Origin of the sequence: Pseudomonas sp. FP2294, assembly GCF_030687625.1 — a bacterium.
Lineage (GTDB): Bacteria > Pseudomonadota > Gammaproteobacteria > Pseudomonadales > Pseudomonadaceae > Aquipseudomonas > Aquipseudomonas shahriarae.
In genome coordinates this window covers 4,355,392-4,368,680 of record NZ_CP117441.1, presented here as the reverse complement: position 1 = coordinate 4,368,680, position 13,289 = coordinate 4,355,392, and the positions used below count along the sequence as shown (strand labels likewise).

13 protein-coding genes and 2 pseudogenes are annotated in these 13,289 nt (G+C 58.1%); 6 read left to right on the top strand and 9 right to left on the bottom strand.

Features of this window, described 5'->3' with window-relative positions; translation table 11 throughout:
* Positions 1-9: 9 nt before the first annotated feature.
* On the top strand, positions 10-675 hold the full coding sequence (locus tag PSH73_RS19550) for a bifunctional 4-hydroxy-2-oxoglutarate aldolase/2-dehydro-3-deoxy-phosphogluconate aldolase (protein ID WP_057439953.1): 666 nt from the start codon (positions 10-12) through the stop codon (positions 673-675).
* 933 nt (positions 676-1,608) lie between these two features.
* Here the strand turns inward: PSH73_RS19550 and PSH73_RS19545 are convergent.
* Positions 1,609-1,881: pseudogene (locus PSH73_RS19545) on the bottom strand (transposase); the annotation flags it as partial.
* Between the two features lie 64 nt (positions 1,882-1,945).
* Here PSH73_RS19545 and PSH73_RS19540 point away from each other — a divergent pair.
* Positions 1,946-3,322, top strand: a complete 1,377-nt coding sequence (locus tag PSH73_RS19540; protein ID WP_170044298.1) for an IS30 family transposase — start codon at positions 1,946-1,948, stop codon at positions 3,320-3,322.
* Here PSH73_RS19540 and PSH73_RS19535 read toward each other — a convergent pair.
* The 4 genes and pseudogenes from PSH73_RS19535 to PSH73_RS19520 form a co-directional block, all read right to left on the bottom strand.
* Positions 3,225-3,899 (bottom strand): annotated as a pseudogene (locus PSH73_RS19535) (IS3 family transposase); the annotation flags it as partial. The gene PSH73_RS19540 and the pseudogene PSH73_RS19535 sit on opposite strands and share 98 nt — an antisense overlap.
* A complete protein-coding gene (locus tag PSH73_RS27095) occupies positions 3,881-4,423 on the bottom strand; it encodes a helix-turn-helix domain-containing protein (protein WP_057961165.1) in 543 nt (180 codons plus the stop codon). The gene PSH73_RS27095 and the pseudogene PSH73_RS19535, both read right to left, overlap by 19 nt.
* Positions 4,424-4,629: 206 nt before the next feature.
* Positions 4,630-5,802 carry an aminotransferase class V-fold PLP-dependent enzyme gene (locus tag PSH73_RS19525; protein WP_198830614.1) on the bottom strand — a complete coding sequence of 391 codons (1,173 nt, stop codon included), beginning with the start codon at positions 5,800-5,802 and terminating at the stop codon, positions 4,630-4,632.
* Between the two features lie 12 nt (positions 5,803-5,814).
* Positions 5,815-6,051 carry a DUF3820 family protein gene (locus PSH73_RS19520; protein WP_008056784.1) on the bottom strand — a complete coding sequence of 79 codons (237 nt, stop codon included), beginning with the start codon at positions 6,049-6,051 and terminating at the stop codon, positions 5,815-5,817.
* A gap of 206 nt (positions 6,052-6,257) precedes the next feature.
* Between PSH73_RS19520 and PSH73_RS19515 the strand changes: the two genes are divergently transcribed.
* A complete protein-coding gene (locus PSH73_RS19515) occupies positions 6,258-6,725 on the top strand; it encodes a PA2169 family four-helix-bundle protein (RefSeq protein WP_057439949.1) in 468 nt (155 codons plus the stop codon).
* Here PSH73_RS19515 and PSH73_RS27090 read toward each other — a convergent pair.
* From PSH73_RS27090 to PSH73_RS19505, 3 genes are all read right to left on the bottom strand, one after another.
* A complete protein-coding gene (locus PSH73_RS27090) occupies positions 6,683-6,889 on the bottom strand; it encodes a 4Fe-4S binding protein (protein WP_370694590.1) in 207 nt (68 codons plus the stop codon). The two genes, PSH73_RS19515 and PSH73_RS27090, sit on opposite strands and share 43 nt — an antisense overlap.
* A 19-nt stretch (positions 6,890-6,908) precedes the next feature.
* A complete protein-coding gene (locus PSH73_RS19510; RefSeq protein ID WP_032862565.1) occupies positions 6,909-7,379 on the bottom strand; it encodes a MaoC family dehydratase in 471 nt (156 codons plus the stop codon).
* 68 nt (positions 7,380-7,447) lie between these two features.
* On the bottom strand, positions 7,448-8,392 hold the full coding sequence (locus PSH73_RS19505; protein ID WP_216311853.1) for an alpha/beta hydrolase: 945 nt from the start codon (positions 8,390-8,392) through the stop codon (positions 7,448-7,450).
* Positions 8,393-8,602: 210 nt separating this feature from the next.
* Between PSH73_RS19505 and fadD2 the strand changes: the two genes are divergently transcribed.
* Together fadD2 and fadD1 are read left to right on the top strand one after the other, a co-directional pair.
* Positions 8,603-10,291, top strand: a complete 1,689-nt coding sequence (fadD2, locus tag PSH73_RS19500) for a long-chain-fatty-acid--CoA ligase FadD2 (RefSeq protein ID WP_115128801.1) — start codon at positions 8,603-8,605, stop codon at positions 10,289-10,291.
* A 314-nt stretch (positions 10,292-10,605) separates the two neighbouring features.
* Positions 10,606-12,297: a long-chain-fatty-acid--CoA ligase FadD1 gene (gene fadD1, locus PSH73_RS19495; RefSeq protein ID WP_057439947.1), complete on the top strand. Its 1,692-nt coding sequence runs from the start codon at positions 10,606-10,608 to the stop codon at positions 12,295-12,297.
* A gap of 195 nt (positions 12,298-12,492) precedes the next feature.
* Here the strand turns inward: fadD1 and PSH73_RS19490 are convergent, their stop codons facing one another.
* Entirely contained in the window at positions 12,493-12,870 is a 378-nt protein-coding gene (locus PSH73_RS19490) for a hypothetical protein (protein ID WP_057439943.1), read from the bottom strand.
* 199 nt (positions 12,871-13,069) lie between these two features.
* Here PSH73_RS19490 and PSH73_RS19485 point away from each other — a divergent pair, with 199 nt between their 5' ends.
* The gene (locus tag PSH73_RS19485; protein ID WP_057439941.1) at positions 13,070-13,261 is read left to right on the top strand and encodes a CsbD family protein; all 192 of its coding nucleotides are present in this window, start codon (positions 13,070-13,072) and stop codon (positions 13,259-13,261) included.
* Positions 13,262-13,289: the final 28 nt, after the last annotated feature.

Sequence of the window (13,289 nt, the reverse complement as noted above, 5' to 3'; positions counted from 1 at the left end):
TCAGCCGCTATGAAAAGCCCTCACCCGACCGTGTCCATGGCGGATAAAGTTGCCCTGATCGACAGCCTCTGCGCCAAGGCGCGGATCCTGCCAGTGATCACCATTGCCCGCGAACAGGACATTCTGCCCCTGGCCGATGCCCTGGCGGCGGGTGGCTTGACCGCGCTGGAAGTGACCCTGCGTTCGCAGTTCGGCCTCAAGGCCATCCAGGTCCTGCGTGAGCAGCGTCCGGAGTTGGTGACGGGCGCGGGCACGGTGCTCGATCGCACCATGCTGGCGGCTGCCGAGGCGGCGGGTTCGCAGTTTATCGTCACCCCCGGTATTACCCGTGACCTGCTTGAAGCCAGTGTCGACAGCCCGATCCCGCTGCTGCCCGGCATCAGCAATGCCTCCGGCATCATGGAAGGCTATGGCCTGGGCTATCGTCGTTTCAAACTGTTCCCGGCGGAAGTCAGCGGCGGTGTGGCGGCAATCAAGGCCCTGGGCGGACCGTTTGGCGAAGTGAAATTCTGCCCCACTGGCGGCGTTGGCCCGGCCAACATCAAACACTACATGGCGTTGAAAAACGTGATGTGCGTGGGCGGTAGCTGGATGCTTGATCCGGAGTGGATCAAGAACGGCGACTGGGCGCGCATCCAGGAAGTCACCGCCGAGGCGTTGGCACTGCTGGACTGATTGGCTTTACCGAATCGTTGTTGCTGTGCTTCACGGCATGTTTGCGGTGCACTTGGTCGGTGCGCCGCTTTTTTTTGCCTATAGAAAAGCGAAATATCACCGTAATTCAAATGGGGGGGGGCTTGTGTGGGAACTGGCTTGCCTGCGATAGCCGTAGGTATCTACACAACTCTCTTCTTGGTCTGTGTACATATCCGTTGCTGCGGTCACGGCCACTTAGGGTTCCGCCCTTACGGCGGCTCACTTTGGAGGAGCGCCAAAGTAAGCAAAGCGCTCTTGCCCCACCACTCGGTGCCTCGCCTAGGCTCGGCATGCCCGCAGTCAGGCATTGCTCCGTGGGCCCGCCGCGATCGGCCATCCCTGGCCGTGTCGCGGCTACCCCGGCATCCATGCCGGGGTGCCCACTGCGCAATGCCTGCCTGCGGCCATCGTGGTTTAACGGGGCGCCTCAGATCAAGATCAAAAGCAGAGCAACAGCAAAGCAAGAGCGCGAAGCTGCATTCCCCTGTGGGAGCTGGCTTGCCTGCGATGACGGTGTCTCAGCCAATACATTTATCGACTGATACACCGCCATCGCAGGCAAGCCAGCTCCCACAGGTATATGCGTACGCCTTGACGATCAGGTCGGCTCTAAGGCCGCCTCGCTTTGCTTTGATTTTGATCTTAGGCGCCCCGTTAAACCACGCTGGCCGTCATCCGATATTGATTTGGGGGGTAACCCGGCAGGACGCCGGGTTAGCCGCGCTGGGCCATGGATGGCCCATCGCGGCGGCCCCCCAAATCAATGTCGGATGACGGGCACACCGAGCCTAGGCGAGGTGCCGAGTGGTGGGGCAGGAGCCCTTTTGGTTACTTTTGGCTGGGCCGGCACTCCGGGCTCTTTTCCAAAAGTGACCCGCCGTTGAACTGCCCCCCGAATGTTGGACAGGGACGCTATTGATTCAGCGTCTGGATACGAAATTGTACCGGACTCAAGCCATTCAGTCTGAGGCTTATGCGGTCTTGGTTGTAGTAGGCAATGTAATCCTCTATGCCTGATGCCAGCTGCTCCACACTCTCAAATGATTCCAGATAGAAAAACTCGCTCTTGAGTGTGCCGAAAAAGCTTTCCATGGCGGCATTGTCCAAGCAATTACCCTTGCGCGACATGCTCTGCTCGATGCTCTTTTCGGCCAGCATATGTCGGTAGGTAGGCTGCCTGTACTGGGCGGATTCAACCGGTCGTCGCAACACCTTAATCGAGGTGTTTATGGGACGACCCGCAGGATGGATGCAAAAATTGACGGGCCGGGGAGCTATGCGTTCTCCAGGTGCACCCTCACTTCGTAATGAGATCGAGCGGCTATTTTGGGTGCAGATAGCAACAGGCATCACAAGCGAAAAGGCAGCACATGCCGTTGGCGTATCAACAGCGGTAGGTACACGCTGGTTCCGTCATCGAGGCGGGATGCCATTATTCATGTCGAATCACATATCAGGACGATACTTATCGTTTGCAGAGCGAGAAGAGATTGGGCTGCTTCGAGCGCAAAGTGTTGGCGCTCGTGAGATTGCCCGTCGCCTTGGACGAAGCCCATCGACAATTTCACGGGAGCTGACACGAAATGCTGCTACCCGTTGCGGTCGGCTTGAATATCGAGCGTCAGTAGCGCAATGGAAGGCAGAACTGGTGGCCAAGAGGCCGAAACCAGCGAAACTGGTCACTAACCCGCGACTGCACCAGTACGTGCGCGACCGCCTTGAGGGCAAGGTTCAAGACGCCGATGGTCGTGAGATTTCTGGGCCTCGGCAAGCGCCCTTCAAAGGTCGAAATAAACCGCATCGCAGTGACCGTAAATGGGTCAATGGCTGGTCGCCTGAACAGATTGCCAACCGGCTCCAGATCGATTTTCCGGATGATGAGTCCATGCGTATCTCTCATGAAGCCATATATCAGGCGCTCTACATTCAGGGTCGAGGAGCTCTCAAGCGCGAACTGGTGAGCTGCCTGCGCTCAGGACGAGCATTGCGCGTGCCGAGAGCCAGAGCGCAGGCCAAAGTGTGGGCACACGTCAGCGAGGACGTCATGATCTCCAGTCGCCCTGCTGAGGTAGAAGATCGGGCTGTACCCGGGCATTGGGAGGGCGACCTGATCATCGGTCTGAACCGCTCTGCGATTGGAACTCTGGTCGAGCGCTCAACTCGATTTACCATGCTCGTCCACCTGCCTCGCGAGAAAGGTTATGGGCTAATTCCCCGCACGAAGAACGGCCCGGCGCTGGCTGGCTATGGGGCTGTTAGTATGGCCAATGCATTGAAGAAGACGGTGACTGATCTTCCCATCGAGCTGTGGCGATCTTTGACCTGGGATCGTGGAAAGGAGCTGTCGGATCACGCTCGATTTACCATCGAATCCGGAGTAAAGGTTTTCTTTGCTGACCCACATAGTCCATGGCAGCGCGGCACAAACGAAAATACGAACGGCCTTCTACGGCAATACTTCCCGAAAGGCACTGACCTCTCTCGTTGGAGTGCCCAAGAAATACAGGCGGTAGCTCACGTACTTAACACTAGACCTCGAAAAACACTCGGATGGAAAACACCTGCCGAAGCACTGAATGAGTATCTAAAGTCTGTACAACAATCCAGTGTTGCGACGACCGGTTGAATCCGCCCAGCCAACCCTGGTCAGAGTGCAGTATTGGTTTTTCATCTCGACTCAGTCGCCCGAAGGCTTTTTCCAGCATCATCGAGACCATCCTGAATTCGGGACGTCGGTTGATCTGGTAGGCCAGGATCTCGCCGTTGTACAAATCCATGAGAGGCGAGAGAAACAGCTTTTGCCCCTTCACCTTGAACTCCGTCACGTCGGTTACCCATTTCTGGTTAGGGGCTTCTGCCTTAAATTCGCGCTTTAGTAGATCAGGCGCAACAAGCCCTTCAGCACCTCGGTAAGAGCGATATTTCTTCACTTTGACCAGCGACTTGAGGCCCATTATCTGCATCAGCCGATGCACCTTTTTGTGATTGATCAACTCACCACTGTTTCCAAGGGTCGCAGTGATACGGCGGTAGCCGTAACGCCCCTTATTCCCGTGAAAGACGCTGCGGATGCGATCTTTAAGGTCGGCATGCTTGTCGGTTAGCAGTGTTTTGCTTTGGTAATAGAAGGTGCTGCGTGCAAGTCCCGCTGCACGTAGCAACAGAGCAAGTGGATGCTCATGCCTCAATCCTTGGACGGCCTGCGTTTTTTTGGCTGCGCAGTACGGGGATCCGCTTGGATTAAGGCATCGAGCTTTTTTAAATAGGCATTCTCCGCGCGCAGATAGGCCAGTTCTGCGAGCATTTGTTCAGGGGTCAGCTCTGCGTCCGCAGGAAGAGCAGGACTTGCTTTGGGTTGTCTGGAAGGTTTGCGGGGCATGCTGGACTCTTGAAGACGATGCGGTTGTAGCGCTTCTACGCCGCCCTCATCGTACAGCTTTTGCCACTGCCTGATACTGCTTGGGCCACGGATATCAAACTGTATACAGGCCTGTTGGGCCGACAGTCCGTCTTGTTCGATGCACTGCAAAACCTTCAATTTAAACTGGGCATCGTAATGGCTGTACTTAGCAATCAAGCCAGAGGAACCGTGCTTTTCAAAACCCTTGATCCAGCGCCGCAGTAGCGATGGACTCAAGCCATGCCTGAGGGCCACCTCATGAACGCTACTGGCAGACAGACACTCTTCAATCAGTGATTGCTTGAGCGCTAGGTTGTATTTCGTCATGGAACACCCTCCCGAGGGGTCAGGTGTCCAACATTCGGGGGGCAGTTCACGTAAGGGCGGAACCAATAGCCGCCATAACCGTAACAACAGATATGTACACAACCCCAGAAAAGAGTTGTGTAGATACCTATGCTGCGATAGCGCTGGTTCAGTTAACCGATATTTGACTGACCCACCGCTATCGCAGGCAAGCCAGCTCCCACATTTTAATCAGTGTTCAGCTTGGTAATGGCATTGACCAGCACGTCGATGTCCGCCGCCGACGTCACCACCCCCGGCGTCACCCGTATGCAGGTACCAAACGCTGCCCCACTGCGCAGGGTGGTAAACAGGTTGTATTCATCAAGCAGTCGATCCGCCATCACCTGTTGATCACGCCCGTTGAACTTGAACGCCGTAATCGCGCAATACAACCGTGGATCATCCGAGGTCAGCACCTCGATCCCCGGCAATGGCCGTACCTGGCTCACCCACAGGTCACGCAGGTATTTCACCCGCGCCCCCTTGGCCTGCGCGCCGCCCAGGGCCCGATGCTCTTCGAGCACCAGCGGCAAGGTCATCAGCGCTGGAAAGTTAGGCGTGCTGTAGGACGTACGGGCGCGCACGTCGCTGGCTGGGTAATGGAACTCGCCCATGTCCGGGTCAATGTCCGCCAGCCGCTGCGGGGCGATATAGAGAAAGCCCAGGGTCAGCGGTGCACCGATCCACTTGTGCAGGTTGAAGCCGGCGAACGAGATGCCCAACTGGGCCAGGTCGAAGTCGATCTGGCCAAGGGCATGGGCGCCATCGAGGATGATTTCGACGCCATATTCCCGCGCAACCTGGGCGATGGCCTCCACCGGCATGACCAGGCCGGTGCGGTGGGTGACATAGGTCAGCGCCATCAGCCTCAGGCGTGGGTAGCGGCTGAAGGTGTCGCGATAAGTCTGCAGCAGGCTGTCGAAGCTGGCCGGATGGGCGTGGGACACTTCGATCACCTCTACCCCCCGGTAGCCGGCGAGCCAGCGCATGGCGCCTTTGACCGTGTCGTATTCCAGATCGCTGATCAGCACCTGGTCGCCCGGCTGCAGGCGGTTGTAGTTGCGGATCAGCGACTGCAGGGCTTCGGTGGCATTGCGGGTGAAAGCAATCGCTTCTGGGTCGACGTTGACCAACTCGGCCAGTTGCCGGCGAATCTCGACGTGTTGCCCTTGCTCGAAGCGCTGGCGCACATGCACCGAGTTGCTGCGATTGATGAAGGCCACGTGCTCCTGATACTGGGCCAACACGGCCCGGCTCATGCGGCCAAAGTAGCCGTTTTCCAGGTTGATGGGGCCGGGCTCCAGGTCATAGCGCTGGGCAATGGCCTGCCAATAGGCTTCGTCGCGGGTGTGGGGCATGGGCGGGCTCGGTTAGTGGCGCGGGGCGGGTTTACCGTGTTTGGCGCGCAGCGGTTCCAGCAGTTCGGACAGGCCGTTGTGGTCGATTTCCTGCATCAAGGCCAGCAAACCGCCCAGCTCGCCGTGGGGAAAACCTTCGCGGGCAAACCAGTTCAGGTACGGACCGGGCAGGTCGGCAATGATCCGGCCCTTGTACTTGCCGAACGGCATTTGGCGGGTGATCAGCAGTTCGAGTTTTTCGGGGTTCATACGGGCTTCAGGCAATCAGGAGGATGCCTTGGAAAATACAGGCATTCTGCATGAAGGCCAAATGACAGATCATGCAAATAAAGCGGATACAGATTTGGGGGATATTTATAACTTATTGAAAAATAAAGAATAAATACTGATTCGAGACCTGGCACGGGCGCTGCAACTACCCCAATACCTTTCTAAACCCGCGAAGGAATTGAAAAATGACTGATATCAACAAAGAGTCGATCTCCGTACTCAATGACCTGATCGAAACCAGCAAAGACGGCCAGGAAGGCTTCAAGACCTGCGCAGAAGACATCAAGCACCCTGAGCTCAAGGCGCTGTTCATCAAGCGTTCCGCAGACTGCGCGTCGGCGGCTGCCGAACTGCAAACGGCCGTGCGGGCCCTGGGTGGCGATCCGGAAGATTCCGGCAGCGTGGCCGGCGCACTGCACCGTGGCTGGGTCGACGTGAAGTCGATGGTCACCGGCAAGGACGAAGAAGCGGTACTCAACGAAGCCGAGCGCGGTGAAGACCACGCACTGAAGGCTTACAAAGAGGCCATCGAGAAAATCAACAAGCACAACCTGGTCGGTATTCGTGACTTGGTTGAGCGCCAGTATCATGGTGCGCAACGCAATCACGATCAGGTGAAAGCCCTGCGTAACCAGGCTCGCGCCCAGTCCTGAGCTGCGCCGAGGTAACAAATGTGGGAGCAGGCAAACCTGCTCCCACTGGTAATTGGCCGTACCCCGATACAAATGTGGGAGCTGGCTTGCCTGCGATAGCGGTTGATCAGTCGATGTATGTATCGACTGAAATGACGCCATCGCGGGCAAGCCCGCTCCCACATTTTTTTTTCACATGCCTGATCAGCCGATGCTGATCGCCGGCAACTCAGTCAAGGTCACAACCTGCTGTTTGCGTGGCGCGAGGATCTCGGCTTCGCCATCCACCACCAACTCATCACGCTGGTTGAACACCTGGGTGGCAATCCGCACGCGGAACTTGGGCAGCTTCTCGAGGATTTCCAGACGTACGGTCAAGGTGTCGCCGATTTTCACCGGCTTCTGGAAGCTCATCTGCTGACCGATATAGATGGTGCCCGGCCCAGGCAGCTCACAAGCGACTGCCGCGCTGATCAAGGCGCCGCTGAACATGCCGTGGGCGATCCGCTCCTTGAACATCGTCGCCTTGGCGAATTCGGCATCCAGGTGCACCGGGTTATGGTCGCCGGACATTGCCGCGAACAGCTGGATATCGCGCTCTTCCACGGTTTTGCTGTAGGTGGCTTTCTGGCCAACTTCGAGGGCTTCGTACGGAGTGTTGGTAACCTGGGTCATCTGATCCTGCATCCTGTGGCTAATCGGTAATCTTAATTCGTTGATTTTAAACGAAAATATTTATGCGTTCACTCGCAGCGCGCCGGCCGGCGATGGTTCACGGCCTGGGCCATCCAGGCCAGCACATCAGCGGTGACCGCATCGCGGTTGGTTTCATTGAAGAGTTCGTGGCGCGCCTGCGGGTAGATGTTCACGTGCAGGTTCTGGCAGCCGGCATCGCGCAATGCATTGGCCAGGCTGGTGAGACGCTTGCCTTCACTGACCGGATCACATTCGCCGCCCATCACCAAAATCGGCAGGCCCGGATCAATCTGTTTGAGATTGGACGCTTTGCTGATTTGCTGCAAGCCACCCAGCAGGTCGATCCATAGCTGGTTGGTGCAACGAAAGCCGCACAGGGGGTCGTTGATGTACTTGTCCACTTCGTCCGGGTCGCGGCTCAGCCAGTCAAACGCCGTGCGGTTGGGCTTGAAGGCCTTGTTGAACGAGCCAAACGACAGAAACTCGATCAGTGCGCTGCGGCCCCTGAGGCCCTGGCGCAGGCGTTCGGCCCGGGCGATCAGGCGGGCGGCGCGGTACAGGGCCACCGGCTGGAAGTTCGACCCACTGAGAATCGCCCCGTGCAGGCTGGCACTGTGATGCAACAGATAGGCCTGGGCGATATAGCTGCCCATGCTATGGCCCAGCAGGAGGATCGGCACACCGGGGGCTTGCTGGCCGATGTGCTGGTTGAGCGCGGCCAGGTCACCTACCACTTTGTTCCAGCCATCGCGCTCGGCAAACAGGCCCAGGGTGCCTTCATCGGCGGTACGGCCATGGCCGCGCAGGTCCGGGGCGTACACGCCGTAGCCGGCATCACACAGGGCCTGGGCCAGGCGCGCATAGCGGCCGCTGTGCTCGGCCATGCCATGGGCCAGCATCACCAGCGCCGTGGGCGTGCTGTCCGGTAGCCACTGGTTGACGTACAGGCGGCTGCGGTCGTTCGCGGTCAGCCAGAAAGTGGTGTGGTTCATGGCGCTTCCTTTGCTCAGGGTCGTTGCAGTGTATAGCTCATCCGAGGGCCGGCGTCTGATCACCCGCGGCCTCAGGGGCAAGATTCATACAATCAATGACACGTTTTAGTGTATTTGCCTGTTTGGCCATAGCTGCTAACGTCCCCGAAGCTCCGCTTCCCTTAAACAGCCGGAAGCGGTCGGGCACACTCGGGTAAGAGGACAAGAATAATGCAACCTGATTTCTGGAATGACAAACGCGCAACAGGCGTTCCCAACGAGCTTGACCTGTCGGCGTACAAGTCAGTAATCGAAGTCTTCGAGCGTTCCTGCAAAGCCTTTGCCGACCGTCCGGCATTCAGCAACATGGGGATCACCCTGACCTACGCCGACCTGGAGCGCCAGAGTGCGGCGTTCGCCGGCTACCTGCAACACCACACCGATCTCAAGCCGGGCGACCGTATTGCGGTGCAGATGCCCAACGTCCTGCATTACCCGATTGCCGTGTTCGGCGCCTTGCGCGCCGGGCTGGTGGTGGTCAACACCAACCCGTTGTACACCCCGCGGGAGATGCGCCATCAGTTCAAGGATGCGGGCATTCGTGCGCTGGTCTACCTCAACCTGTTTGGTTCCCGGGTCCAGGAAGTGGCGGCCGACACCGAGATCGAGTACCTGATCGAAGCGAAGATGGGCGACTTCATGCCCGCCGCCAAGGGCTGGTTGATCAACACCGTGGTCGACAAAGTGAAGAAGATGGTCCCGGCCTACAGCCTGCCCCGGGCGGTGTCGTTCAAGCGCGCGTTGCGCATGGGCGCGGGCCTGGCCGTGACCCGCCACCCGATGACCCTCGATGACATCGCCGTGCTGCAATACACCGGCGGCACCACCGGCCTGGCCAAGGGCGCGATGCTCACCCACGGCAACCTGGTGGCGAACATGCAGCAGGTGCGGGCGTGCATGTCCCAGCTGCGTGAAGACGGGCATCCGCTGGTCAAGGAAGGGCAGGAGGTGATGATCGCGCCGCTGCCGCTGTATCACATCTATGCCTTTACGGCGAACTGCATGTGCATGATGGTCACCGGCAACCACAACGTGCTGATCACCAATCCACGGGACATCGGCGGCTTTATCAAGGAATTGAAGAAGTGGCGGTTTACCGGGTTGCTGGGGCTCAACACACTGTTTGTCGCCTTGATGGAGCACCCGGACTTCAAGACCCTGGACTTCTCCCACCTGAAGATCACCAACTCCGGCGGTACCGCCCTGGTCAAGGCCACTGCCGAGCGCTGGAAGCAGATCACCGGCTGTTCCATCGGCGAAGGCTACGGCCTGACTGAGACGTCGCCAGTGGCCAGCACCAACCCCTACGGTGATCAATCGCGCCTGGGCACCGTGGGTATTCCAGTGCCGGGCACGGCGATGAAGGTTATTGATGACGCCGGCGTCGAGTTGCCGATGGGCGAGCGGGGCGAGTTGTGCATCAAGGGCCCGCAGGTCATGAAGGGCTACTGGCAGCAACCGGCGGCCACTGCCGAGACCCTGGACGCCGAGGGCTGGCTCAAGACTGGCGATATTGCGGTGATCGACCCCGACGGGTTTGTACGCATTGTCGACCGCAAGAAAGACCTGATCATCGTCTCGGGCTTCAATGTGTACCCCAACGAGATCGAAGACGTGGTGATGGCCCACCCGAACGTCGCCAACTGCGCGGTGATCGGCGTGCCTGACGAGCGTACCGGCGAGGCGGTGAAACTGTTCGTGGTGGCGCGGGCCCAGGGTGTCAGCCTTGAGGAGCTGAAGACTTACTGCAAGGCCAACTTCACCGGCTACAAAGTGCCCAAGCACATTGTGTTGCGCGACTCGCTGCCGATGACGCCGGTAGGCAAGATCCTGCGCAGAGAGCTTCGCGATATCGCCTGACCTGAATTGAAATGCGATTCAAATGTGGGAGCTGGCAAGCCAGCTCCCACATTTACGGTGTACACCCTTAAAGTAGAGCGGTTTCGCAGGTTATAGAATCTTTGCTCTAAAAATGACTACTGCATATTCTTGAGTCATGTTTATGACTGTAGGGGCCTCTTTTGGCTCTAGGCGGCCCTTGGCAAAGCTGCTACTCTCGGCGCGCTTTGTGACCTCTCGGCCTGCTTGAAACAGCCGGAATCACCTAAAAACACACAAATAATAATCGCATCAAATGCGGTGAATGAATTCGCGTCGCTGAGGAGTGGGCTTCCATGATCGAAGACTTTTGGAAGGATAAGTACCCCGCCGGGATTGCTGCAGACATCAATCCAGACGAGTATCAAAATATTCAGGCGGTACTGAAACAGTCCTGCCAACGCTTCGCCGACAAACCGGCTTTCAGCAACCTGGGCAAGACAATCACCTACGGTGAGTTGTACGAATTGTCCGGTGCCTTTGCCGCGTACCTGCAACAGCATACCGACTTGCAGCCCGGTGATCGAATCGCCGTGCAATTGCCCAACCTCCTGCAATACCCGGTCGCCGTGTTTGGCGCTATCCGCGCCGGCCTGATCGTGGTCAACACCAACCCGCTGTACACCGCGCGGGAGATGGAACACCAGTTCAACGACTCCGGGGCCAAAGCCCTGATCTGCCTGGCCAACATGGCGCACCTGGCAGAAAAAGTCGTGCCCAAGACTGGCGTCAAGCACGTGATCGTCACCGAAGTGGCTGACCTGTTGCCGCCGCTCAAGCGGTTGCTGATCAACAGCGTCATCAAGTACGTGAAGAAGATGGTCCCGGCCTATCACTTGCCCCAGGCGATCAAGTTCAACGACGTCCTGGCCAAGGGGCATGGCCAGCCGGTCACCGACGCCAGCCCGGCCAGCGAAGACGTCGCCGTACTGCAATACACCGGCGGCACCACCGGCGTGGCCAAGGGCGCAATGCTGACCCATCGCAACCTGGTCGCCAACATGCTGCAGTGCAAGGCGCTGATGGGCTCCAACCTCAACGAAGGCTGCGAGATCCTGATCACGCCGCTGCCGCTTTACCACATCTATGCCTTCACCTTTCATTGCATGGCGATGATGCTGATCGGCAACCACAACATCCTGATCAGCAACCCGCGCGACCTGCCGGCGATGGTCAAGGAGTTGTCGAAGTGGAAGTTCAGCGGCTTTGTCGGCCTGAACACCCTGTTCGTGGCCCTGTGCAACAACGAAGGCTTCCGCAAGCTGGACTTCTCGGGGCTCAAGGTCACGCTGTCGGGTGGCATGGCATTGCAACTGGCGGCGGCCGAGCGTTGGAAGGCCGTGACCGGCTGCAATATCTGTGAAGGTTACGGCATGACCGAAACCAGCCCGGTGGCCACGGTCAACCCGATCCAGAATATCCAGATCGGCACCATCGGCATCCCGGTGCCCTCGACCCTGTGCAAAGTCATCTCGGATGAGGGCGTCGAGTTGCCCCTGGGCGAAATCGGCGAGCTGTGCGTCAAGGGCCCGCAAGTGATGAAGGGCTACTGGCAGCGTGAAGACGCCACCGCCGAAGTGCTCGACAGCCAAGGCTGGCTGAAGACCGGCGATATCGCGATCATCCAGCCAGACGGCTACATGCGCATCGTTGATCGCAAGAAGGACATGATTCTGGTCTCCGGTTTCAACGTCTACCCCAACGAGCTGGAAGACGTGCTGGCAAGCCTGCCGGGCGTGCTGCAATGCGCGGCCATTGGTGTACCGGACGAGAAATCGGGCGAGCACATCAAGCTGTTCATCGTGGTCAAGCCAGGCGCGACACTGACCAAGGAGCAGGTGATGGAGCATATGCGCGCCAACGTCACCGGCTACAAAGTGCCGAAGGCTGTCGAGTTCCGCGAAGCACTGCCGACCACCAACGTGGGCAAGATCCTGCGTCGTGAGTTGCGCGATGAAGAGATGAAGAAACTGGGCCTGAAGAAGTAAACAAAAAGCCCCGCGAATGCGGGGCTTTTTATTGGGCGCTGAGTGTCGACTGACCCACCGCTATCGCCGCGATGCGGCGACCCGACAAGCCATTTGTCCTGGGCCGCACTCAAAACTCCTGTACCACACAACCCCTGTGGGAGCGGGCTTGCCCGCGATGGCGTCCTGTCAGCCCCCACATTTCCGATCGGGTGTTTACAGGGCGAACTGCGCGAAGCTCACGCCAGCGCCTGCCGGGCGTACATCCTTCAGGAACGAGTCCTTGTCCGCGCTCAGCTCCAGGGTAATCTCCGGCTTGCGCTTGCCTGCATTGCGTACCACCAACCCTTCAAGCTTCTCACGCAGGTACACGGTCGGTACTTTCAGGTGCAGCAGTTGATCGGTTTCGGCGTTGTGCATCAACAAATGAATCCACTCGTACTGGCCAATGGCGATGCGCGCCACCGGCAGGTCGAACCACCAGATGTTGCGCTTGCGGTCCAGGTCGGTGAAGTGGCAGTTGTTGACACCGAGCACGGCACCGCCCAGTTCCAGGTTTCTGCGGGCGATGGCCTGTGATTTATTGAGTTTCATAACCTTCCTACGGGATCTGTTATTCAGCGGTTGAGCCTGAATCTGCCGGGCATTCTCGTGGGTTGGCCGCAAAACATAAAGCCAAACCTGTACGGGGTGATGAAATGCCTGACGCAAATAATTGAAACTCTACGCAAACGCCCAGGGTCAATCCTTAGGTAATGACCAAAACCCTTGATTGTTCTTACGGAGAAATACCATGGGCAGCACAGCGGATAAGGCAAAAGGTTTAGCGAACGAAGCCATTGGCAATATCAAACAAGGTGTCGGCAAAGCCACTGACAACACCCAGCTTGAGGCCGAAGGCAAGATCCAAGAGAAGAAGGGCGAAGCCCAGCAAGCGATCGGCAAGGTCAAGGACGCGGTAAAGAATACGGTCGACAAAGCCTGATTCACCCGCCTGCCAACACGCAGCATAA

Coding starts and splice junctions, on each gene's coding strand:
- PSH73_RS19550 (WP_057439953.1), top strand. CDS start 10: ATGAAAAGCCCTCACCCGACCGTGTCCATGGCGGATAAAGTTGCCCTG.
- PSH73_RS19540 (WP_170044298.1), top strand. CDS start 1,946: ATGCAAAAATTGACGGGCCGGGGAGCTATGCGTTCTCCAGGTGCACCC.
- PSH73_RS27095 (WP_057961165.1), bottom strand. CDS start 4,423: ATGACGAAATACAACCTAGCGCTCAAGCAATCACTGATTGAAGAGTGT.
- PSH73_RS19525 (WP_198830614.1), bottom strand. CDS start 5,802: ATGCCCCACACCCGCGACGAAGCCTATTGGCAGGCCATTGCCCAGCGC.
- PSH73_RS19520 (WP_008056784.1), bottom strand. CDS start 6,051: ATGAACCCCGAAAAACTCGAACTGCTGATCACCCGCCAAATGCCGTTC.
- PSH73_RS19515 (WP_057439949.1), top strand. CDS start 6,258: ATGACTGATATCAACAAAGAGTCGATCTCCGTACTCAATGACCTGATC.
- PSH73_RS27090 (WP_370694590.1), bottom strand. CDS start 6,889: ATGTGGGAGCGGGCTTGCCCGCGATGGCGTCATTTCAGTCGATACATA.
- PSH73_RS19510 (WP_032862565.1), bottom strand. CDS start 7,379: ATGACCCAGGTTACCAACACTCCGTACGAAGCCCTCGAAGTTGGCCAG.
- PSH73_RS19505 (WP_216311853.1), bottom strand. CDS start 8,392: ATGAACCACACCACTTTCTGGCTGACCGCGAACGACCGCAGCCGCCTG.
- fadD2 (WP_115128801.1), top strand. CDS start 8,603: ATGCAACCTGATTTCTGGAATGACAAACGCGCAACAGGCGTTCCCAAC.
- fadD1 (WP_057439947.1), top strand. CDS start 10,606: ATGATCGAAGACTTTTGGAAGGATAAGTACCCCGCCGGGATTGCTGCA.
- PSH73_RS19490 (WP_057439943.1), bottom strand. CDS start 12,870: ATGAAACTCAATAAATCACAGGCCATCGCCCGCAGAAACCTGGAACTG.
- PSH73_RS19485 (WP_057439941.1), top strand. CDS start 13,070: ATGGGCAGCACAGCGGATAAGGCAAAAGGTTTAGCGAACGAAGCCATT.